Below are 21,399 nucleotides of genomic sequence, written 5' to 3'. Positions count from 1 at the left end.
GCGAGCGAGGCAGGGCAGTTGATGGAAGATTTCAGGTCGTACGCCAGCAGGGAACCCTCGCCACCGGAATTCCTCCATCCAGACTCGCCCTGGCGGACCCCGCCGGAGGAGGGGAAAGGCCGCGAGACGGTACTCGCCGGGGTGCGGTTCTACCAGGAGCGGACAGCGCCGCTCGTCCGCCCGCTCCTCGCTGGGCTGGCCGCCGGGCAGCAGCCGCGAGCGTTCTGCGTGAGCTGTGTCGACTCCCGGGTGCTGCCCGACCTCCTGACCGCGAGCGGCCCGGGTGATCTGCTCACGCTCCGCAACGTTGGCAATGTCGTCCCGCCGTACGATGCCACCCACCTTCCGGCCGACCTGTCGGTGCCGGCGGCGGTGGAGTTCGCAGTGAGCATCCTGCGGGTGCCGGCGATCGTCGTCTGCGGCCACTCCGGGTGTGCCGGACTCCAGGCCCTGCACCAGGGGACCGACCTTGGCAGGGACGCCGGAACGCTGCGCGCGTGGCTGCGGTTGGCCGAACCCAGCCTGGCCCGGTGGGCGGCCGGCGATCCGGTGCGGGACGTCGCCGCCCGCGAGGGCTGGGCCGACCTCGACCAGATCGTGATGGTCAACGTCGTCGAACAGCTCGACCACCTCATGTCGTACCCCCTCGTCGCCGACGCGGTCGCGTCCGGGCAGACCCAGCTGGTCGGTCTGTACCTCGACATCGCGACGGCGCGTGTGCTCGTCTACGAACCCGCGGACCATCGCTTCGTTCCGGTCACCGACAAGGACCTGCACTGAAGGTTGCCGATGCACCCGGATCCCGAGGCCGTCGAGGAGATCGATGTCGCCGCCGCGCGCGCCCGGTGGGAAGCCGGGGACCCGATCGTCGACGTACGCACCGCGGAAGAGTACGCCGCCGGACACATCCCGGGGGCCCTCAACGTCCCGCTGGACCGCATCCCGGTCCGGGCCGGCACGCTCCCACGGGGTGAGGTGGTCACGGCGTGCTCGATGGGGAACCGCTCGCGCCAAGGCGCCGAACGTCTCGCTCGACAAGGCCGTACGGCGGTCTCACTCCGTGGCGGCACGAAGGCGTGGGCGGCCGCCGGACTCCCGGTCGTCACCGGACCCGAGCCCGGTCCCCGAAGGCCCGCCGGCCCGGTGAGCCGCCTTCTCCGGCGGCTCCGGCTCGCATGAGGGTGTCACGGTGGGGAAGAGCTTCTTTGGTACGACCCTTTTCCCATCAATCCGAGGAGAAGCTCCATGCGTCGTTCGCCCCTCTCCAGGCGGGTCCTCGGTGGCGGCCTGGCCGGCGTACTCGCGACCGGACTCGCGGCCCTGACAATCCTCGCCGCAGCCCCTGCGGGCGCCGGGACCGACGACGCGCCAGCTGTCGCGCGCCAGGGGCTTCCGGACAAGTCGCGGCGTACGGTCGACGTCCGGCATCTCCAGCAGGGGCGCCCACCGGCCGTCCCCTGGATAGCCGACCAGACGCTCCACGATGGTGCGACCACAGTCCGGCTGAGCGGCGGCACGCGCGCCGAGTCGTTCATCAAGCTCACCGACGGGTACGTCATCCGCAGCCCGTTCGACGAGCAGGCGGGCACCTGGCGGCTCGACTTCGTACGCCCGAACGGACGCTCCACGATCCTCGACAAGGGACGCGTCTCGGCACCGGGCGGGCGAGCGGACCGCGACCGGTTCCTGTGGACGAAAAGCCTGGTCCCCCCGGACGGCGCCAATGTCGTCAACCTCTACAGCGGCCACGGAGACGGCCAGCCCGACTCCGACGGCGTCACCGTCGGGCTGGTCACCAGGGCCGACTACACGCCGGTCGGGTACCTCAACTACGAGCTGGGATTCCTGCTGACTCCCGAGGGACCCCGCGCCGACGTCGCGGCGTACGAACCCGACTCCGACATGATCACGAACTTCGCCAGCAGCGTCGGCGTGACAGCGGTGTCCGAGGCTCGCGGCCTCGCGGCGTTCGTCCGCGACTACGACCAGCAGGACCGGCCCTGCGTCGCGACGGCCAGGGTCGACTTCTTCGACCTCACCGACCTGTGGCGCAGCTGCGAGATCACCCCGATCAGCTTCTCCCCTGACGGCAGGCAGGCGGTCGCGGTCGACTCCCGCTCCGATGGGCTGGGGTTCAGCGAGTTGCTGATCGTCAGCGCCACCACGGGCGTACGCCGCCTCCAACTGGACGTTGGGCTCACCCAGCAGGTCGTCTGGGAGCGGCCGGGCTGGCTGCTCTTCGACGCGTGGACGGGCACCAAGGTGGCGCTGGTGCGCTGCTCGGTCGGTGGCGCCTGCGAACGCGCCACCCCGATCCGCCGGCACTCCCCCGACGAGGACCCGCGGTCGCCGTACGTCCTACCCCACCCATAAGCCCACGGATCCGAGCCAAGGCTGATCCGCTCACAGGGCCGATCCGCTCAGAGGGCCACGCCGTGGCCGCGGAGTACGTCGTTGAGCGCCGCCTTGTCGTGGCGTTCTCCCTCAGCCAGGCGCTTGATCACCAGGACGCACGGGAGCCCGAAGGTGCCGCCGCCGAACTCCCGCGGCCGGGTCGCGAAGACGGCGACCGTCCAGGGCGGGACGACGCCGCGGCTGAGCTCCACCCCGGTCTCCGCGTCGATCACCGGAATCGAGTCGTTCAGGATGACGCCTGACCCGAGGACGGCGCCCCTCCCGACCCGGGCGCCGTTGGTGATCATGCACCGGCTCCCGACGAAGGCGTCGTCCTCGATGACCACTGGCGCCGCCATCGGGGGTTCGAGGACGCCGCCGAGGCCGACCCCGCCGGAGAGGTGGACGTTGCGGCCCACCTGGGCACACGAGCCGACTGTGGCCCAGGTGTCGACCATGGTGTTCTCGCCGACGTACGCGCCGATGTTGATGTAACTCGGCATCATCACCACGCCGGGTGCCTGGTAGCTGCCCCAGCGTGCGGAGGCACCGGGGACCACCCGTACGCCGCGCGCCTGGTAGCCGCGCTTGAGCGGGATCCGGTCGGCGTACTCGAACGGCCCCAACTCGGTCGTCTCCATCCTGGCCTGCGAGAACAGCAGGAGGATGGCGAGCTTCAGCCACTGGTGGACGACGACCTCGTCGTCGACGATCTCGGCCACCCGCGCCTGGCCAGTGTCGAGCAGGTTGATCGCCTCATGGACGGCGGCCACGGCGGCCGGATCGTCGGGAGCGACCTCCGTCCGGCGTTGCCACAGGTCTTCGATCCGCTCAGCAAGCTCAGGCACGGGCACAGTCAAAAGGCTAGCGGGCGCGCGTTCCTGTCAGCGCAGGCTCTGCGGGCCTACGACGCAACGGAATCCCAGATGGCAGGCGGCCGAGTCGGCCGGGAGACCCTGCCTGGCCGCCGGCCGGTAGCGCAGACAGTAGGTCGGTGAGCAGAGGTACGACCCACCCTTGATCACCCGGACCGCGGGTCGGTTCGCTCCTCCCTCGCGTCCGGCGTCGCCATCCGTCGGAGCTTCGCCGGTGCGCTGTTGGGGAAGGTGTATCCCCCAGCGGTAGGGCGCGCAGCTCGCCTTCGCATCCCGCGTGGACGGCTGGAACGCGAAGAGATCGCTGGTCCATTCCCAGACGTTCCCCGTCATGTCATACAGCCCGTAGCCGTTGGGCGGGTATCTGATGACGGGAGAGGTGCTGTCGTACCCGGTCTGTGCGTTCTGCCACGGAAAATGGCCCTGCCAGGTGTTCGCCATCACGTACCCGTTCGGGCTGAACTCGTCGCCCCACGCATAGATCGCGCCGTCGAGCCCGCCCCGCGCGGCGTACTCCCACTCCGCTTCGGTCGGCAGGCGTTTGCCCGCCCAGGTGGCGTACGCCTGCGCGTCTTCGTACGCGACATGAGTGACTGGATGGCGTTCGCGGCCATGGGCCGAACTCCCCGGCCCTTCCGGTCGCCGCCAGGACGCATCCGGCACGAACGACCACCACGACCGGTAGTCGGAAAGATCAACCGGCCCAGGGGTCATATGAAAGACCAGCGATCCGGGTTGGCGTAACCGCGGATCGACGGCCGGGTAGAGGTTCGGTGATACCCGCCGCTCGGCCAACGTGACGTAGCCGGTGGCCCGGACGAAACGCCGGAACTCCGCCACCGTGACCGGATGTTCGTCCATCCAGAAACCCGCGACCACGACGGAACGAGCCGGAGCCTCTTCGGGATAGAAGTCGTCGGAGCCCATCTGGAACGTCCCACCGGGCACCCATGCCATATTTTTGCCCGGCCGAGGGCCGGGCAGAGCCGCCGGTTGTGTCGCCGCATTGGTCGCCATGGCGGCTCCTGTTGCTTCCTTCGACCGTGAAGGCGGGTCCTAGGCCTCCTGGAGGTTCCCTTTTCCTGTTCCGGTGAAGATCAATCGTCAAGCTGGGCGGCTGCCTAAAAAGGCAAAACCGCCTTGCCCGCTGTCAACGGCCTGCTGTCAACGAACCGCTGTCAACGCGCGACGACGGTCACCGGCATGGAGGAGTCTGCGAGGAGGTCGAGGCCCGACGGCGTACGCCCACGCGCCACCATCTGTGCTCCCAAAGCGGCGACCATCGCGCCGTTGTCGGTGCACAGCTTGGGCCTTGGGACCCGCACGCGAACTCCCGCGGCGCCACAGCGTTCCTCCGCCATCGCCCGCAACCTGGAGTTGGCAGCCACGCCGCCACCGATGAGCAGGTCGTTGACGCCGTGGGTACGGCAGGCATCCAGCGCCTTGCGCACCAGCACGTCGCAGACCGCCTCCTGGAACGCCGCCGCGACATCGTCTACCGGCACCGGCTGGCCCTCGCGTTCCCGGGTCTCGACCCAGCGTGCGACCGCGGTCTTGAGGCCGGAGAAGGAGAAGTCGAACCGGTGGCGTTCAAGATCGCGTGGGCTCGTGAGCCCGCGTGGGAAGACGACGTACGCCGGATCCCCCGTCCTTGCCGCCCGATCGACGTAAGGCCCGCCCGGGAACGGCAATCCGAGCAGGCGCGCCACCTTGTCGAATGCCTCACCGGCCGCGTCGTCAATGGTGGCGCCGAGCGGCGTGACCGTCTGCGTGACATCCTCGACGAGGAGCAGGGAGGAATGTCCCCCCGACACGAGCAGCGCGATGCAGGGTTGGGGCAGCGGGCCGTGCTCGAGGGTGTCAACCGCGACGTGTGCGGCCAGGTGGTTGACACCGAACAACGGCTTCCCGAGCCCGAGTGCGAGCGCCTTCGCGGACGCGACCCCGACCAGGAGGGCACCCGCGAGCCCCGGCCCGCTGGTCACCGCCACCGCGTCCACGTCGTCCAGGCGTACGCCGGCCTCGCGGCTGGCCCGCTCCAGCGCGGGGACCATCGCCTCCAGATGCGCCCGGCTCGCCACCTCGGGTACGACACCGCCGAAGCGGGCGTGTTCGTCCAGACTCGACGCCACCGCGTCGGCCAGCAGCGTGCCGCCACGGACGATCCCGACGCCGGTTTCGTCACAGGACGTCTCGATCCCGAGCACCAGCGGCTCGCTCGTCATGATGAATCTGCTCCAGCGGCGTCTCGACGGCCTTCGTGTCCACCACGAAGTACAGCACGACCGACGCCCGCGGAGAGGCCCTGGGTTGCCGGGGCCTCTCCGGCTGGCTACGTCCCTATCCGCGCGACCTCATTACTGCTGGTGTTGCTCGGGGTTGTCCCAGAACCACGTCTCGGGGTCGTAGACCGCCGGGGTCGGGTGGATCCACGGTGCCGCGAAACCACCCATAGCGAGATTCTCCTTGGCCGGCACGTTCTTCATGTCCTCATGGACGAGAACGATGTACGGCGTGTTGGCGCACACACCCAACAGGTACGGGCCGTCCGTGATGTGAATCTTGATCATTTCCCACACGAGCTGGTGCCGCTTCATCTCGTCGGGCTCGATCTTGCTCTGGTCGTACAGCTTCCACAACCGCTCGACCGGACCATCCGGCACGGGTTCCATCCGCGGCGGGGTCCGCTTGTAGGGATCGACGTTCTTTTCCGCCTTCTCCTTGGGCGTGCCCCGGACGTTGTAGAACTCCCCCTGCAGCGGCGCCCATCGCGACGACTCGATCGGCACCATCCACTGCGGGTAGACCAGACAGTTAGGACCATCGCCGGTCTCCCACGTCGTGTGGGTCATCAGCTTTCCGAACCGCCACTGATCCCCGAACCCTTCGGGCGCGACGGGGTTCATCCGGGTGTCGACGCCGATCGCGTCCCAGTCGCGCTTGAGAAGCGTGTTCTTCTTCACGTGCTCGGATGAGGCATCTGCCTGGTAGTCCAGACGGACGACGAGCTTGGATCCGTCGGGCATCTCCCGCTTGCCGTCACCGTCCTTGTCGACCACACCGATCTCGTCCAGGATCTTCTTGGCCAGCTCGGGATCGTATTTCACGTAGCTGTCCCGCCAGCTCTTGTAGACCTGCTTACCCTCGTCGTTGACGTGGAACTCAATGCCCTTGGGGCTCATCGTTCCGGTCGTCAGCTCACCGGTGTTGTAATAGACGGACTTCTGGACGTCCTTACGGTTGTACGCATACGAAAGCGCCTGCCGGAACTTCGGGTTGCGGATCAGCCCTCGCATCTTGGCGTCGTGGTAGTCCTGGTTGAAGAACACCAGTGAGCCACTGCCGTCCCCTGCGTCCCAGAGGAGCACCTTCAGCTTGGTCTTGGCCTCGGCCTGCTTCAGCGCGGAGATGTCGCTGAGAAAGATCGAGGTGAACCCCGCGTAGAGGAAGTTCAGCTTGCCCTCGACCGCCTGGAGCTTCTGGACTTCGGCATTCTGGACGACGTTGAAGTTGATGGTGTCGATGTATGGCAGCTGTGCGCCGTCTGGAGAAACGCACCAGTAATAAGGGTTGCGCTCGAACACGACCCGACGACCCTCGCTGAACGACTTGCACTTCCAGCCGGTCATGGTCGGGCAGTCGGGATTACGGATCCATGCCCGCTTGTCGTCGAACTCGCCCTTGTCGGTGGCCCAGTCCTTAGGGACCTTCTTGTTGTACTTCGGATGGAACTGCTTCATGTAGTGCTTGGGTTCCATCCACACCGGACCGTTGCCGCGTTTGACCCACATCGCCAGCCGGTCGGCGGTCAACGGAGCCGGTGCGTCGAACTTCATCACGATCGTGAGCTTGTCGGGCGCCGTCATCGTCATGAGCGTGCCCTTGCCCGACCGTGCCTCGTCTGGCGGCACCTCTCCGTGCTCCTCGTTGAGGACCATGTCCTCCCACCAGAACATGATGTCCTCGGTGGACCACGGTTGACCGTCCGACCACTTCAGCCCGTCCCTGAAGTGCAACGTCCACTCGGTGGCGTCAGCGTTGGAATCCCAGCTCTCGACCAGGCCCGACGCGATGTCCTTTCCATCATTGAGCCAGCGCAACAGTGAATGGCCGTACATGAACTCCGCGTGGGTCGTCGAATCACTCGCGGAGGTCACTGTGCTGATCGCGCCGCCGTACTTTCCTGGCTTGATCCAGTTGTGCGGAACGACGTACGGCTTGGTTGGCAACCTGTCCTTGACAGGCGGGAGCTTGCCGGCGGCAACGAGTTTCGCCAGCTCGGGGGCTTCCTTGAATGCGGACGGAATCGGTAGGGCGGTGGTCTTCGAACCCTTGACAGTTGGCGGCGCCGAACTGGTCGGGCTCGCCTTGCTGTTACCGCTGCCACCGGGTTGGTTTCCGGCCGTACAGCCGGCCAGGATCACGCCTCCGGCGGTTGCCGCCGAGAGGTGCAGGAGGGTTCGCCGGCTGAGCCCATCTCGATTGTCCATTCTTTCCTTCCACTGTGGACGTTCCGCGCCGCGAGGCGGAGGTCCGCGGGGCAGCGACACGTGAGGGAGGTGGCAGTCGAATATTCAGGTTCTCGTGCCGGCCGCTCCGATGGCGTGGTCTACGCGGAGGTACCGGAGCCTCTGGCAATCGATTTCTGGTAGAAGCTAGGAGGCGCCCGCCGGGATGTCAACGTTTACCGAGATGCCGTCCGACATCGGCAACACCAACAACAGCGGCCACCCCACGCACCTCGCGGGGGCGTCACCGCCGGGTCGGCGACAGCCGCTATCCGGGCGTGCTGCCGAGTGCGAGCCGGAGAACGAGCGCATCAGCCTGCCCGCCGTAATAGCCGCGACGACGGGCGATGACGACGAAGCCGAACGTCTCGTACATCGCGATGGCGCCGGCATTGTCGTCGCGTACCTCCAGCAACGCTTCGACACAGCCGCGGTCCCGCGCCTCGCACACCAACACGTCCAGGAGCCCCCGTCCGATCCCGTGCCGCTGGCAGTCGGGGCGGACCGCGATCCGCTGGACGTCGGCCGTGGTGTCGATGGCCAGCAGCGAGGCATAACCGACAACCGCGCCGGCGTCCTCGGCGACCAGTACGTACCTCGTCTCGGGTACGCCGTCGAACTCTCCCCGCAATGCCTGCTCGCCCCAGGCCTCGCGGCCGAAGCAGGCGGTCTCGAGCTCCCGCAACGCGGTGAGATCCGCGGGCTGGGCCGGACGAAGCGAGACCATCTCCGGGGGTCCTTACCTCGCTGTCAAGACACTCTTGCGGGCGGTGGGCTCGGCCACGTCAGGGCGCCGGAGATAGAGGGGAACCGGCTCCAGCACCGGCACCGAGCCAGTCGCGACCAGCCTGGCCAGGTCGGCGGCCGAGGGGTCGAGCGGACCAGCGGCGTTCGGAAACGCGTCCGGATAGAGCGTCGCTCCGCGACCCACCACCACGTCTGGGGTGGCGACCTCGGCGGGTCGGCTCACGTGTGGACCGTCGACGCGGGTGCGGCGGTCGGAGTAGCGCGCCCAGTAGACCTCCTTGCGCCGCGCGTCCGTCGCGACCAGGAACGACCCGACCTGCCCCTCGTCGACCTCCGCCGCCGCGGCGAGGACGTCGAGCGTGCACACGCCATGGACCGGAATGTCCAGGACGTGGCCCAACGTCCGCGCGGTGACCAGGCCAACCCGCAACCCGGTGAACGGGCCTGGCCCGACACCGACCGCGATCCCGGTCAGGTCAGACCGGTCGGCCCCCGCCTCGCGCAACACCGTCGCGATGCCGGGTGCGAGCAGCTCTCCATGCCGCATGGCGTCGACGATGGTCGAGGTGGCCAGGACCGACCGGCCGTCGTGCAGGGCGACCGTGACGGCCGGAGTGGCGGTGTCGAACGCGAGGAGCAGCACGTTCGTCAGGCTAGTCCGCGCGTTCAGGCCGGCTGGAGGCCGGGGCGGCCCGCCTCGACCACGAACGACGCGCCGGTCTCCACCGGCGAGTCGGCGGTGGTGACGTACGGCAGGACCTGGAAGTCGGTCCGCCACTGGTCCTGCCGGATCTCGCACCGTACGTACCCCCGGCGCTCGTGGGCGTACGGGATGTGCGGGTTCTCCCGCATGATCCGCGAAACCCAGGCGCTGCTGGGATTGCCGTTACCCCCAGATGCGACGGACGTCGCCACGAACTCTGACGCCACCGCGGGCGCGGCCGGGTCCGCGTAATCCGCGTCCCGCTTGATGTCCGCCGCCAGATGCCGGTGGATCTCGCCGCCGATCACGATGCCGTTCAGCGACGGCCGTTCGGCGAGAACGTCGACGATCTTCTGGCGGGCGGCCGGGAAGTAGTTCCAGTTGTCCTTGCCGAATCTGAAACCGTCCCCTTCGAGCTCGTCGAGTTGGGTGAACGGCACCTGCTGGACGAGGACGTTCCAGGTGGACCGACTGCGCCGCAGGCCGTCGAGCAGCCAGCGTTCCTGCTGGCTGCCGAGCATCGTCCGGTCAGGGTCGGTACGCCCCTCGCAGTCCATCGGGTCGGCGCAGGGCAGTTGCGGGTCGCGGTACTGCCGGCCGTCGAGCACCTGGAAGGTGGCGAGGTTGCCGTACCGGAACCTGCGGTACAGCGGGATCTCCGTACCCCGCGGCTGGCGCGACGGCCGCAGCGGAAGGTGTTCGTAGTACGCCTGGAACGCCTGGGTACGCCGGAGGAGGAACTCCTCGATCGAGACCTCCGGGTAGAACTCCGAGATCGGGCCGGCCCAGTTGTTGTCGACCTCGTGGTCGTCGTAGGTGAAGATCCAGGGCAGCTGGACGTGCGCCCGCTGCAGGTCGGGGTCGGTTTTGTACTGCGCGTACCGCAGGCGGTAGGCACGCAGGTCGTAGGGCTCGCCGACCACGTGCGTCCGCGGCCGCACCGCAAGACCCGACGGCGACTCGTAGATGTAGTCACCGCAGTGCGCGACCAGATCCGGGTCGTCGGCGAGGAGATGGCGGTACGCCGAGAAGTAGCCCTCCTCGTAGTGCTGGCAGGAGACGAACGCGAACCTCAGGTCACCCACCCGTGCGTCCTCGGCGGGCGCGGTGCGGGTGCGGCCGACGGGGCTGGTCTCGCTACCTGCCCGGAAGCGGTAGAAGTACTCCCGGCCGGGACGCAGGCCCCTCGCGTCGATGTGCACCGAGTGCGCGAGTTCGGGAACCGCCGCCGCCTCACCCCGGGCGACGACCTCGCGGAACCGCTCGTCCGTCGCGACCTCGTACCGCACGACGACCTTCCGCGCCGGCATCCCACCGAGCCCGTCCTCGGCCAGCGGCTCCGGGGCCAGGCGGGTCCACAGCACCACGCTGTCAGGTAGTGGATCGCCAGAGGCCACACCGAGGGAGAACGGATATCCCGGCATCGGCCCCGCGGCCTTCGCGCGACCGGCGCCCACCGTGCCGGTCCCGAGCAGTAACGCGGCGGCGCTCACCCCGCCGAGCCCGATGAACCCGCGACGTCCCAACCGGTTCGGCGTTCCGGATCCTGCCCCACCCTGCCGGCGTACCCCACCCATGGCTCCCCTTTCCCCGCCGCCCATGGCGTTCGTCGACACAGCCCATGGCGCCCGTCGGCACAGCCGCTGGCGTTCGTCGGCACAGCCCGTGGCGTTCGTAGACACAGCCGCCGGCGCCTCGTTCAACCGCCATGATCAAAACTTCGGACGGTGACTGGAACCTCACTGGCCAGTGTTGGCCGGCTGTCGCTTCGCGTCAGGCGGCTCCACCAGCGTCGGGCGAAAGGCTCGCCCGCAGCGGGGCGTCGACCCAGCGGCGGCCCACCGGGATGATCCGGACCCAGCGCGGATCCGCGGATTCGCCGTCGCTGGGGACACCGGCCGCCGCTCCAGTCGAGCGGGTCAGCACCACCTCGAGCCGGTCCTCGGCGAGGCCTTCGGCCAGTCCTTCGCCCCATTCCACGACGGTGACCGCCTCGTCCAGGGACATGTCCAGGTCGAGGTCGTCGAGCTCGGCCACCCCGCCCAGACGGTAGGCGTCCACGTGTACGAGCGGTGGCCCGCTGACGGTCGACGGGTGGACGCGGGAGATGACGAACGTCGGCGACGTCACCTCGCCCCGCACCGCGAGTCCGGCGCCAAGCCCCTGCGTCAACGTGGTCTTGCCGGCACCGAGTTCGCCGGCGAGCAGCACGAGGTCGCCGGGGCGCACCACGCCGGCCAGGCGTTCACCCACCGCGCGCATGTCGGTGGCCGTCGGCACGGCGAACTCGACGGGTATCCGTTTGACCAGAGCGACGTTCGGTCCGCTGCGCCCCGCCTCGACGTAGCCGCGGTGGCGCCAGAACGCCAGTGTCGCGGGTAGCTCCGCCCGCGCGACCAGGCGTACGCCGTCGACCGAGCGCCCCTCGGCCACCTCCTCGGCACAGCCCACCATCGCGGTCGCGACGCCACGGTGCTGGAACCTCGGGTGCACCGAGACCCGTCGCAGCTCAAGCCACCTCGCACCCCCGTCAGGGTCCGAGTCGTCACGGGGCGGGGTGCTCCCGGAAATCGGGGTTGACTCGGAGAAGAGGATCGCGCCGGCGGGTTCACCGTCGACCCGGGCCAGCAGGCCGCCGTACTCCCGCACGGCCGCCTCGACGGTCGCGGCCGTCTCCTGCATGGCGGTGCCCGGCGGGTCGAGAGGTGGGCGGGCGCCGAACGCCGCGTGGATGACCTCCACGAGGTACGGCGCGTCGGCGGGCTTCGCCTCGACGACGTGCAGATCGATCACGGCAGGCCGCTCCAGTCGGTGTCTTGGCGGTGCGGGCAGATCATGACGGCCACCAGGCCTCCAGGCTCACGACGTCATCGTCCGTGCGGCCTCACGGGCCCGCTCCACCAGCTCGCACAAGGCCGCGTTGACGACCTCGGGATACTCGATGAGGAACATGTGCCCGGCGTTCGACAGCTCGATGTACTCCGCCGCGGGATGGCGCTCGGCGATCTCCCGGCTGTGCTCGACCGGCGTGATGAGGTCGTTGCGACCGCCGATCACCAGCGTCTCCACGCCGTTCAGAGCCTCCAGCGCGTGGTACTTGTCATGCTCGGCGAACCCCGGATAGAAGTCCGCCACCACCTCGATCGGCGTGGCCGCGAGCATCTCCGCGACGAACTCCACCCGCGACGACGGCACCTTCGAGCCGAATGAATACCGCTTGGCCAGGAGATACCCGATGTCGCTCCCCGCCTTGCGGCTGTGCTCCACCAGGTCGGGCACCCGCGCCAGGGCCGCGACGACGGCCGGGGTGAGCCGGTGGACGAGCCGGCCGACGGGCCCGGGCACGCCCAGCGTCACTCGGTCGAGGCCGCCGGCGCTGGTCGCCAGCAGTCCGACACCCACCACCCGCTCGGCGAAGAGCTCGGGCTGCTGGTCGGCGAGCGCCAGGACGGACATCCCGCCCATGGAGTGTCCGACGAGGACGAGCGGGCCGTCAGGGGCGATGTCCTCCAGAACCCCCGCGAGATCCTTGCCGAGCTGGTCGACGTTGCACAGGTCGCGCGGCGAACGCCCGGAGCGGCCGTGGGAACGCTGGTCATAGAAGACCAGCCGGGCCTCGCCGGCGAGGGCGATCCGCTGGAAGTGCCAGCAGTCGAGGTTCAGGGCGTACCCATGGCAGAAGACCACCGTGAGCGGGGCGTCAGCCACGCTCACGGACACGTTGTCGACCTCGGCGTACAACTCGACGCCGTCGCGGGTCTTGACGATGGTGGGGGTACCGCGGCGCGAGCCGAGCGGCTCCTCCAGCTCGGGATCGCGGGCGCGCCGCCGGCCGACGACGTAGCGCTCGACGGCGAGTCCGGCAGCTGCCCCCGCCGCGGCACCGGCCGCCAGGACGCCGGTCGCGACGCCCAGTAGGCCGGTGCGCCGGCCGAGGAGGTTGCCGCCACCGCCACTCATCGCGGCTCCTCGCCGGCATAGCGGCGGGGAACCCGCGCACCGATCCGGGTGACGATCTCGTACGAGATCGTGCCGGTCGCCTCCGCCCAGTCCTGTGCGGTGGGCTCACCGGACGTACCCGGGCCGAACAGCACCACCTCGTCCCCCGCGACCGCCGGGTCGTCATCGAGGTCGAGGACGAACTGATCCATGCAGACCACGCCGGCGATGGTCCGGCGACTCCCGGCCGCCCACACCGGGCCGACGCCGCTCGCGGCGCGCGGCACCCCGTCGGCGTAGCCCAGCGGAACCAGTCCCAACGTCGTCTCCCGTGGCGTGACGTACTTATGGCCGTACGACACACCTTCTCCCGCTCGCACCCGTTTGACCAGCGCGAATCTCGCTCGCAGCGTCATGGCGGGCACCAGGCCGAGCTGGTCGGACGGCGCCGTCTCGGGGATCGGTGACAGGCCATAGACCGCGATGCCGGGGCGGACGAGATCGAAGTGTGCGTCCGGGACGGTGAGGGTGGCCGCGGAGTTGGCGAGGTGGCGGACCTCGGGCTGGATGCCGACGCGTTCGGCGAACGCCACCGCCTCGCGGAAGGCGTCGAGCTGCTGGGTGATCGACGGGTGACCCGGCTCGTCGGCCCGGGCGAGGTGGGACCACAGCCCAACGACCGCGACGGTGCCGTCAGCCTGCGCGCTGAGGGCGGCGTCGACGAGGGCGGGCCAGTCGCGCGGGTGGGCGCCGCCGCGGTTGAGGCCGGAGTCGATCTTGAGGTGCACCCGCGCGGCTACGCCCCGGCTCGCCGCCGCCTCGGCGATCTCGGAAAGCTGCCACGGGGAATACGCCGCGACGTCGACCTTGGCAGCCAGCGCCTCGGTCCACCGCTCCCCCGGCGTAGCCAGCCAGGACAGGATCCGCGGCTCGGTGATGCCGGCGGTGCGGAGGGCTACCGCCTCCTCGACGTTGGAGACGCCGAGCCAGGTGGCGCCTCCGGCGAGCGCGGCGCGGGCGGAGGGCACGAGCCCGTGGCCGTAGCCGTCGGCCTTCACCACGGCCATGACCTCGGCGCCGGGTGCGCGCTCGCGGAGCACGGTGACATTCGCGCGGATCGCCGCGAGATCGACGCGTGCCTCGGCTCGGACTGCTGCTTCCATGACGGCTCTAGTGTTCCAGGCGACTCCCCCACCCAATCTCCGACGCCCCGCGCGACCTGCCGCGCCCGTGATCATGATTCAGATCATGAAGCTGTAAGGGGTTATATGTCCGGAAAGCCTTCATCGCCGCGATCATGATCACGAAGGGACTGGGAGCTGGCCTAGGGTGGGTGCCTGTGGACGCGAAGGCGAACCCGTACGGCGCACTCACCGACGTTCCAGGTGTCCTCGTCGGGCAGGCGGAGCGGATCGGTGACGGCTGGCTGACCGGTGTCACCGCCGTCATCCCTCCACCTGGCACGCTCGGCGCGGTGGACGTGCGTGGCGGCGGACCAGGTACGCACGAGACCGACACTCTCGCACCCGGCACGCTCGTCGACACGGTGGACGCCGTGACGCTGGCGGGCGGGAGTTCGTACGGCCTGGTCGCGGCGGTCGGGGTCCAGCGCTGGTGCGAGGAACACGGCCGCGGCGTGCCGGTCGGCCCCGGGGTGGTCGTCCCCGTCGTACCCGCGGCCATCGTCTTCGATCTCGGCAAGGGCGGAGACCCCACCGCCCGCCCCGACGCCGACCTCGGCTACCAGGCGGCGACCAATGCCGCTGGCGGCGCGATCCGGACCGGCTGCGTGGGTGCCGGCACGGGCGCGGCGTTCAGTATCTCCAGCCTGAAGGGTGGCATCGGCACCGCGAGCATCCGGCTCGACGGCGGTGTCATCGTCGGTGCCCTTGCGGTGGCCAACGCGTTCGGATCGCCGTGCCTGCCGGATTCGGGAGCACTGCTCGCGGCGCAGTACGTCGAGGACGAGTCGCTGCGCCCCCGCGTTCCCGACCCGTCCGAGGCCGCCGCGCACACGTCGGCACCGCTCTCGGGCGACCAGCTCAACACCACCCTCGCCGTGGTCGCCACGAACGCCCGACTCAGCCATCCCCAGCTGGGACGGATGGCGTCGGCCGCCCATGACGGACTCGCCCGAGCGGTCCGGCCCGTTCACACGCTTGTCGACGGCGACAGCATCTTCGCGCTCGCCACCGGCCAGATCGAGCCCCGCGTGGCCGCCCTCGGATCCTGGCCTGGCGCCGCCGAGGTCGGTGGAATCGCGGCCGTGCAGGCAGCCGCCGCAGACGCAGTGACACTCGCGATCGTCGACGCGGTGCTCGCGGCGACGGCGGTACGAACCCCCGCGATCGACCTGGCGGCCTACCTCGACAGGTACCCCTCCGCACGGCCCTCGGCGTACCCCCACCGCCCGCCGTCCACCTGACCATCAGGCCAGCTGACCAGGTGACTGGTCAGACAGGTATCACGGCGACCCGCTCTGATCTCGGCCGATGCGGCTCATCCAGCAGGCGGTTGAGGTCATCGGGATCGCTCGTGAGCAGGAGTACGGGTCGAGGCTGCTCGAGCGCGGTGGACGCAACCACCGCGTCGATCAACCGACTGGTAGTCCAACCGGCGCTTCGCTCGTCGCGATCAGGCCGGCGAACCAGCCCGGGTGAGGGCAAGGCGGACGGCCACCGGCAGCGTACGCACCAGGTCGAACGCCGTGATCGGACCGCCCTGGGATGCCAACACCCCGGCCGCGGCATGGAGGTACGCGCCGACGCTTCCCGCCTCGAGCGGATCGAGCCCGGCGGCGAGCAGGGAGCCGCACACCCCCGAGAGCACGTCGCCCGAGCCGGCGGTCCCGAGCCAGGGCGTTCCGACCGTGTTGACCCGGACCCGTCCGTCGGGGGCCGCGACCAGGGTGGCGGCGCCCTTGAGGAGGACCGTCGAGTTCCATCGCCGGGCCGCGGCCCGCGCCGACGCCAACCGGCGGGCCGCCACCTCCTCGCGAGGAACCTCCAGCATCCGGGCCAGCTCGCCTTCGTGCGGGGTCAGCAGGACCGGTCGGGGAGGTACGTCGTTCCTCCCGGTGTCCCCTCCCCGGTTGTCCCGTCCCCCGATGCCCCCTGGCCGGCTGTCCTGGGCGGGCGGCACGTGCCGCAACCCGTCCGCGTCGACGAGCACCGGCAGGTCGCTGGCCAGGATCCGGCGTACGTCCTCGGCGCGCGCGGGGTCGTCGCCCAGCCCGGAGCCCACCACCCAGGCCTGGACCCGCCCCTCCCCCACGACCACCTCGGGCCAGCGCTGCCGGACGAACACCGCCGACTCCTCCGGTCCGACGTACCGCACCATTCCCGCCGGCCCACCGAGCGCTCCACCTACCGCCAGGACTGCCGCGCCGGTGTACTGCCGGGAGCCCGCGACCACACCGAGAACGCCACGGGAGTACTTGTGCGAGTCGCGTTCGGGCACCGGAATCCGGGCCGCCACGTCATCCGCCTGGAGCGCCTCCACCGCAGGCGCGGGGAGATACGGCGCCAGCCCGATGTCGACCAGGTGGACCGCTCCTGCCGCCGTCGCTCCCGGGTCCACGAACAGCCCGATCTTGTGCGTGCCAAACGTCACCGTCAGCGTCGCCCGTACATGCCGCGCCGGCGCCTCCCCCGTGTCGACGTCGATGCCGCTGGGCACGTCGACCGCGACGACAGGAACGGCGTACGCCTCCACCAGGTCGATCAGCGCGGCAGCGGCCGGCCGCAAGCCGGGCTTGCCGCCGATCCCGACGATCCCGTCGAGGACGAGGTCGGCGCTGGCCAGGCTCGCGGCGTACGACTCTGCCTCGATGACCCGACCGCCCGCGCGCCCCAACGCGGCCAGCCCCCCCGGATGCGCCTTCGCCGGATCGAGCAACACCGCACCTACCCGGGCGCCGCGGCGGGCGAGCCGCGCGGCGGCGTACAACGCGTCGCCGCCGTTGTCACCCGACCCGGCCAACACCACAATGTCGGCGCCGTAGACGCCGCCGAGGAAATCCGCGCACGCGGTGGCGAGCCCGGCGGCCGCCCGCTGCATCAGCGTGCCCTCGGGAACGGTGGCCATGAGGGCCGCCTCGGCGGCCCGAACCTGTGCGACTGTGTGGGCGGTACGCATGAGTCAGGAGCACCGTCACTTCTCGAGGACGACGACCGCTGAGGCGATGCCCGCGTCGTGGGAGATCGACAGGTGCATCCCGGTGACGCCGAGCCTGGCCGTCTGCGCGGCAACCGTGCCCCGAACCTCAAGCCAGGGCCGGCCGTCGGTGTCCGTCACCACCTCCGCGTCCTGCCAGTGCAGGCCGACGGGTGCGCCGAGCGCCTTGGCCAGAGCCTCCTTGGCCGCGAACCGCGCCGCGAGTGAGGCGATCGGCCGCCCCTGCTCGGCATCGGTGAACAACCGCGTGCGGAGTCCCGGCGTACGCTCCAGAGTTTCCTCGAACCGCGCCACATCCACGACATCGATCCCCAAGCCGACGATCACCGCTCCATCCTCGCGTATCCGACCCGCCACCTCAGCGGACGCGCCGGAAAACCCTTGGCAGCGGGTCAGGGGTTCTGGTGGGGTACGTGGCGATGACGTCTCCACAGCAGCACCCCAAGCGCCGTCGCCTGAACGGACGCGTCGCACTCGTCACCGGCACGAGCCGCCAGATCGGCATCGGTGCGGCGATCGCCCGCCGGTTGGCCAGCGACGGCGCCGCGTTGTTCCTCACCTCGTGGTCCCCGCACGACGCGGAGATGCCGTGGGGCGCTGAGCCGGACAGCACTGAAGCTCTCGTGGTCGAACTCCGGGCCGAGGGGCACCAGGTCGAGCATCTCGCCGCGGACCTTGCCGACCCCGACGTTCCGGCCGCCGTGGTAGCCGCCGTGATCCAGGCGTACGGCGCGCTCGACATCCTCGTCGCCAACCACGCCCGGTCGTCGACGTACGACCTCGAACACCTCACAGCCGCCGAGATCGACCTGACGTACGCCGTCAACACCCGGGCCACCCTGCTCCTGGTCAAGGAGTACGCCGCCCGCCACGACGACACTCGAGCCGGGAGCGTCGTGCTCTTCACCAGCGGCCAGCACAAGGGACCTATGCCGGGCGAGTTGCCATACGCCGCGAGCAAGGGTGCGCTCCACCAACTGACCGCCAGCCTGGCGGCGCACCTTCTGCCACGGGGAGTGACGGTCAACACGGTCAATCCCGGACCGACCGACACGGGCTGGGCGTCCCCGGAGCAGGTGGCGTGGGTTCGTGAGCACAGCCTGTCGGGTCGCTGGGGCACTCCCGAGGACGCGGCTCGCCTGGTCAGCTGGCTGGTGTCGGACGAGGCGCGGTGGATCACGGGGCAGGTGATCGACTCCGAAGGCGGCTTCGGCTGGGGTTCCCGCTGACCCGCGACGCCAACATCGCTAAGCCTTGCCTCGCTACCGAACGTAGCCATTGCGGACTAGCCTGCCCCGCATGAGCGAGCGAATCGTTCAACACAGCGCCCTGAGTGCCTCATGCGCGCTCGCCGCGAAGCGAGGAAAAGCATGAACGGTGTCGAGCAGATTCCCAACGGCGCGCATCCTGATGAGCCGGATCTCCACATCGGGAGCGTGACCGGGCGCCTGAACTGGCTCCGGGCAGGAGTCCTCGGCGCCAACGACGGCATCGTCTCCGTGGCCGGCATCGTCGTCGGCGTCGCGGCGGCCACGACGAACCTCTCCGCGATCCTGGTCGCCGGTATCGCCGGGCTGCTTGCTGGTGCGTTCTCGATGGCCGCCGGAGAGTACGTCTCGGTGAGTACCCAGCGGGACACCGAGCAGGCACTCCTCGCGAAGGAGAAGTGGGAGCTCGCGCACCTTCCCGACTCAGAACTGGACGAGTTGGCCAGCATCTACGAGGACAAGGGCATCTCACCCGAACTCGCCCGCCAGGTAGCCAAAGAACTCACCGAGCATGACGCCCTCCGCGCCCACGCCGAGGCCGAACTCGGGATCGACCCGGACGACCTGACGAGCCCGTGGCAGGCGGCGGGTGCGTCGTTCGCGGCGTTCACCGTCGGCGCGATCCTCCCGATGCTGGCGATCACGCTGCCGCCGGTCTCGGCGCGCATCCCGGTCTGCTTCGCCGCCGTGATCGTGGCCCTGATCCTCACCGGCACCGTGAGCGCCCGGCTCGGCGGCGCCAACCCGCGCCGCGCCGCGCTTCGTACCGTCGCGGGCGGCGCGCTGGCGATGGTCGTGACCTACGGCGTCGGCCACCTGGTGGGCATCGCCCTCTGACCCGGCGTGTGGGCTACTCCACGGTGACGCTCTTGGCGAGGTTGCGCGGTTGGTCAACGTCGTTGCCCCGGGCCATCGCCAGCTCGCAGGCGAAGATCTGCAGCGGGACCGTCGCGACCAGCGGCTGCAGGAGCGTCGGCACCTTCGGCAGCTGGATCAACGTGTCGCTCCACGGCGCCACGGTGTCGTCGCCCTCCTCGGCGAGCACGATGGTGCGGGCACCGCGGGCGCGGATCTCCTGGATGTTGCTGACGATCTTGTCGTGCAAAGCGTCGCGGCCACGGGGGGGTACGACGACCACCACGGGCAGCCCGTCCTCGATCAACGCGATCGGGCCATGCTTGAGCTCGCCCGCGGCGAACGCCTCGGCATGCATGTAGGCGAGTTCCTTGAGCTTGAGCGCACCCTCCAGCGCGACCGGATAGCCGACGTGCCGGCCGATGAACAGCACCGACTTGCTGTCGGAGAGTTCGCGGGCCAGCGCCCGGATCTGCTCCATCGTCTCCAACGCCTGCTCCACCGCGGCGGGCATCCTGTCGAGCTGATCGACCTCGATGGCCACCTCGTCCCCGAACTTCGTCTCCCGCACCTGCGCGAGATAGAGCCCGATGAGGTAGCACGCGACCACCTGGGTGAGGAACGTCTTGGTCGCGGCGACACCGACCTCGGGCCCGGCGTGGGTGTAGAGGACCGCGTCGGACTCGCGTGGAATGGTCGAGCCGTTGGTGTTGCAGATGGCCAGGACCCGAGCCCGCTGCTCGCGGGCGTGCCGCAGAGCCATCAGCGTGTCCATCGTCTCGCCTGACTGCGAGATCGCGATGACGAGCGTGGACCGGTCGACGATCGGGTCGCGGTAACGGAACTCGCTGGACAGCTCCACCTCACACGGGATGCGGGTCCAGTGTTCGATGGCGTACTTCGCCGTCAGCCCGGCATAGAACGCCGTACCACAGGCGATGATGATGATCTTGTCGATCTCGCGCAGCTCGTCGTCGGACAGCCGCATCTCGTCCAGGCTCAGCCGGCCGTCGGGCGTGAGGCGTCCGAGCAGCGTGTCGGCGACCGCCTTGGGCTGCTCGGCGATCTCCTTGAGCATGAAGTAGTCGTGGCCGCCCTTCTCGGCGGCCGAGATGTCCCAGTCGACGTGGTATTCACGGGTCTGGACAACCTGACCGTAGAAGTCGGTCACCGTGACGTCGGCCGAGGTGATCGCCACGACCTGGTCCTGGCCGAGTTCGATGGCGTCCCGGGTGTAGGCGATGAACGCCGCCACGTCGGACGCGAGGAAGTTCTCACCTTGCCCCCGGCCGACCACGAGCGGCGAGTTGCGCCGGGCACCCACCACCAGGTCAGGCGCGTCCGCGTGGACGGCGACCAGGGTGAAGGCGCCCTCCAGGCGGCGGCAGACCTGGCGCATCGCCTCAGCCAGGTCGCCCCCGCTCGCCTCGCAGGCGTCCTCGAGCAAGTGCGCGACCGCCTCGGTGTCGGTCTCGGAGGTGAGGTGGTGACCGGCGGCTTCGAGCTCAGCCCTGAGCGTCGCGAAGTTCTCGATGATGCCGTTGTGGACGACCGCGAGCCGGCCGTGGCAGTCGATGTGCGGGTGGGCGTTCGGGTCGGTCGGCGCACCATGAGTGGCCCAGCGGGTGTGTCCCATCGCCGAGCTGCTCGCCGGCAGCGGGTCGTCGGCCAGCGCGCCCTCGAGGTTGACGAGCTTCCCGGCCCGCTTGCTCACCCTGACCCGGGCGCCATCAGGCACCGCGACCCCGGCCGAGTCATACCCGCGATACTCCAGCCGGCGCAGGCCCTCAACCACGATGTCGACAGCCCGAGACGACCCAACGTAACCGACGATTCCACACATGGGGCCCCAGCGTAGCCACCCCTGGTGAACGGCAGGCGACCATCCGGAACTTCCAACGCCAGCGACCCACCCGGCGATGTACCCATCCTGG

General features: G+C 69.7%; 19 protein-coding genes. 6 read left to right on the top strand and 13 right to left on the bottom strand.

What is annotated here, in order from left to right; all coding sequences use genetic code 11:
• The first annotated feature begins 21 nt into the window (after positions 1–21).
• From B141_RS0128730 to B141_RS0128720, 3 genes are all read left to right on the top strand, one after another.
• Complete coding sequence (locus B141_RS0128730; RefSeq protein WP_084678589.1) at positions 22–780, top strand: carbonic anhydrase; 759 nt, start codon at positions 22–24, stop codon at positions 778–780.
• 9 nt (positions 781–789) lie between these two features.
• Positions 790–1,179, top strand: a complete 390-nt coding sequence (locus tag B141_RS43340; RefSeq protein ID WP_020578644.1) for a rhodanese-like domain-containing protein — start codon at positions 790–792, stop codon at positions 1,177–1,179.
• Between the two features lie 66 nt (positions 1,180–1,245).
• Complete coding sequence (locus B141_RS0128720; protein ID WP_020578643.1) at positions 1,246–2,373, top strand: hypothetical protein; 1,128 nt, start codon at positions 1,246–1,248, stop codon at positions 2,371–2,373.
• Positions 2,374–2,420: 47 nt separating this feature from the next.
• Here B141_RS0128720 and B141_RS0128715 read toward each other — a convergent pair whose 3' ends face one another.
• From B141_RS0128715 to alr, 10 genes are all read right to left on the bottom strand, one after another.
• Complete coding sequence (locus B141_RS0128715; protein WP_202805954.1) at positions 2,421–3,248, bottom strand: 2,3,4,5-tetrahydropyridine-2,6-dicarboxylate N-succinyltransferase; 828 nt, start codon at positions 3,246–3,248, stop codon at positions 2,421–2,423.
• 30 nt (positions 3,249–3,278) lie between these two features.
• Positions 3,279–4,286 (bottom strand): formylglycine-generating enzyme family protein, encoded by a 1,008-nt coding sequence (locus B141_RS0128710; protein WP_051114205.1) that lies wholly within the window; start codon positions 4,284–4,286, stop codon positions 3,279–3,281.
• A gap of 161 nt (positions 4,287–4,447) precedes the next feature.
• Positions 4,448–5,494: a tRNA (adenosine(37)-N6)-threonylcarbamoyltransferase complex transferase subunit TsaD gene (gene tsaD, locus B141_RS0128705; RefSeq protein ID WP_020578640.1), complete on the bottom strand. Its 1,047-nt coding sequence runs from the start codon at positions 5,492–5,494 to the stop codon at positions 4,448–4,450.
• A 132-nt stretch (positions 5,495–5,626) separates the two neighbouring features.
• Positions 5,627–7,759 (bottom strand): ABC transporter substrate-binding protein, encoded by a 2,133-nt coding sequence (locus B141_RS0128700; RefSeq protein WP_020578639.1) that lies wholly within the window; start codon positions 7,757–7,759, stop codon positions 5,627–5,629.
• Positions 7,760–8,045: 286 nt separating this feature from the next.
• The gene (gene rimI, locus B141_RS0128695; protein WP_020578638.1) at positions 8,046–8,504 is read right to left on the bottom strand and encodes a ribosomal protein S18-alanine N-acetyltransferase; all 459 of its coding nucleotides are present in this window, start codon (positions 8,502–8,504) and stop codon (positions 8,046–8,048) included.
• A gap of 12 nt (positions 8,505–8,516) precedes the next feature.
• Positions 8,517–9,167 carry a tRNA (adenosine(37)-N6)-threonylcarbamoyltransferase complex dimerization subunit type 1 TsaB gene (tsaB, locus tag B141_RS0128690; RefSeq protein WP_020578637.1) on the bottom strand — a complete coding sequence of 217 codons (651 nt, stop codon included), beginning with the start codon at positions 9,165–9,167 and terminating at the stop codon, positions 8,517–8,519.
• A 23-nt stretch (positions 9,168–9,190) separates the two neighbouring features.
• The gene (locus B141_RS0128685) at positions 9,191–10,909 is read right to left on the bottom strand and encodes an alkaline phosphatase D family protein (protein ID WP_237742836.1); all 1,719 of its coding nucleotides are present in this window, start codon (positions 10,907–10,909) and stop codon (positions 9,191–9,193) included.
• Positions 10,910–11,000: 91 nt separating this feature from the next.
• Positions 11,001–12,020, bottom strand: a complete 1,020-nt coding sequence (locus B141_RS0128680; protein WP_020578635.1) for a bifunctional acetyltransferase/tRNA (adenosine(37)-N6)-threonylcarbamoyltransferase complex ATPase subunit type 1 TsaE — start codon at positions 12,018–12,020, stop codon at positions 11,001–11,003.
• Positions 12,021–12,086: 66 nt separating this feature from the next.
• Positions 12,087–13,187: an alpha/beta fold hydrolase gene (locus B141_RS43335; RefSeq protein WP_020578634.1), complete on the bottom strand. Its 1,101-nt coding sequence runs from the start codon at positions 13,185–13,187 to the stop codon at positions 12,087–12,089.
• Positions 13,184–14,329, bottom strand: coding sequence for an alanine racemase (alr, locus tag B141_RS0128670; protein ID WP_020578633.1), 1,146 nt, complete (start codon positions 14,327–14,329; stop codon positions 13,184–13,186). The genes B141_RS43335 and alr overlap by 4 nt, the downstream gene beginning before the upstream one ends.
• A 176-nt stretch (positions 14,330–14,505) precedes the next feature.
• Between alr and B141_RS0128665 the strand changes: the two genes are divergently transcribed.
• Positions 14,506–15,591 (top strand): P1 family peptidase, encoded by a 1,086-nt coding sequence (locus B141_RS0128665; protein WP_020578632.1) that lies wholly within the window; start codon positions 14,506–14,508, stop codon positions 15,589–15,591.
• Between the two features lie 209 nt (positions 15,592–15,800).
• Here the strand turns inward: B141_RS0128665 and B141_RS0128655 are convergent, their stop codons facing one another.
• Together B141_RS0128655 and B141_RS0128650 are read right to left on the bottom strand one after the other, a co-directional pair.
• A complete protein-coding gene (locus B141_RS0128655; protein ID WP_020578630.1) occupies positions 15,801–17,303 on the bottom strand; it encodes a bifunctional ADP-dependent NAD(P)H-hydrate dehydratase/NAD(P)H-hydrate epimerase in 1,503 nt (500 codons plus the stop codon).
• A 15-nt stretch (positions 17,304–17,318) separates the two neighbouring features.
• Positions 17,319–17,669 (bottom strand): holo-ACP synthase, encoded by a 351-nt coding sequence (locus B141_RS0128650; protein ID WP_020578629.1) that lies wholly within the window; start codon positions 17,667–17,669, stop codon positions 17,319–17,321.
• A gap of 92 nt (positions 17,670–17,761) precedes the next feature.
• On the opposite strand from B141_RS0128650, the gene B141_RS0128645 reads away from it, so the two are divergent.
• Positions 17,762–18,571: an SDR family oxidoreductase gene (locus B141_RS0128645; protein ID WP_051114206.1), complete on the top strand. Its 810-nt coding sequence runs from the start codon at positions 17,762–17,764 to the stop codon at positions 18,569–18,571.
• A gap of 141 nt (positions 18,572–18,712) precedes the next feature.
• On the top strand, positions 18,713–19,447 hold the full coding sequence (locus B141_RS0128640; RefSeq protein WP_020578627.1) for a VIT1/CCC1 transporter family protein: 735 nt from the start codon (positions 18,713–18,715) through the stop codon (positions 19,445–19,447).
• Positions 19,448–19,460: 13 nt separating this feature from the next.
• On the opposite strand, the gene glmS is transcribed toward B141_RS0128640, so the two are convergent.
• Entirely contained in the window at positions 19,461–21,308 is a 1,848-nt protein-coding gene (gene glmS, locus B141_RS0128635) for a glutamine--fructose-6-phosphate transaminase (isomerizing) (RefSeq protein ID WP_020578626.1), read from the bottom strand.
• Positions 21,309–21,399: the final 91 nt, after the last annotated feature.

The sequence above is a fragment of the Actinopolymorpha alba DSM 45243 genome (assembly GCF_000373925.1).
GTDB lineage: Bacteria > Actinomycetota > Actinomycetes > Propionibacteriales > Actinopolymorphaceae > Actinopolymorpha > Actinopolymorpha alba.
This window is presented reverse-complemented; position numbering and strand designations above follow the sequence as displayed.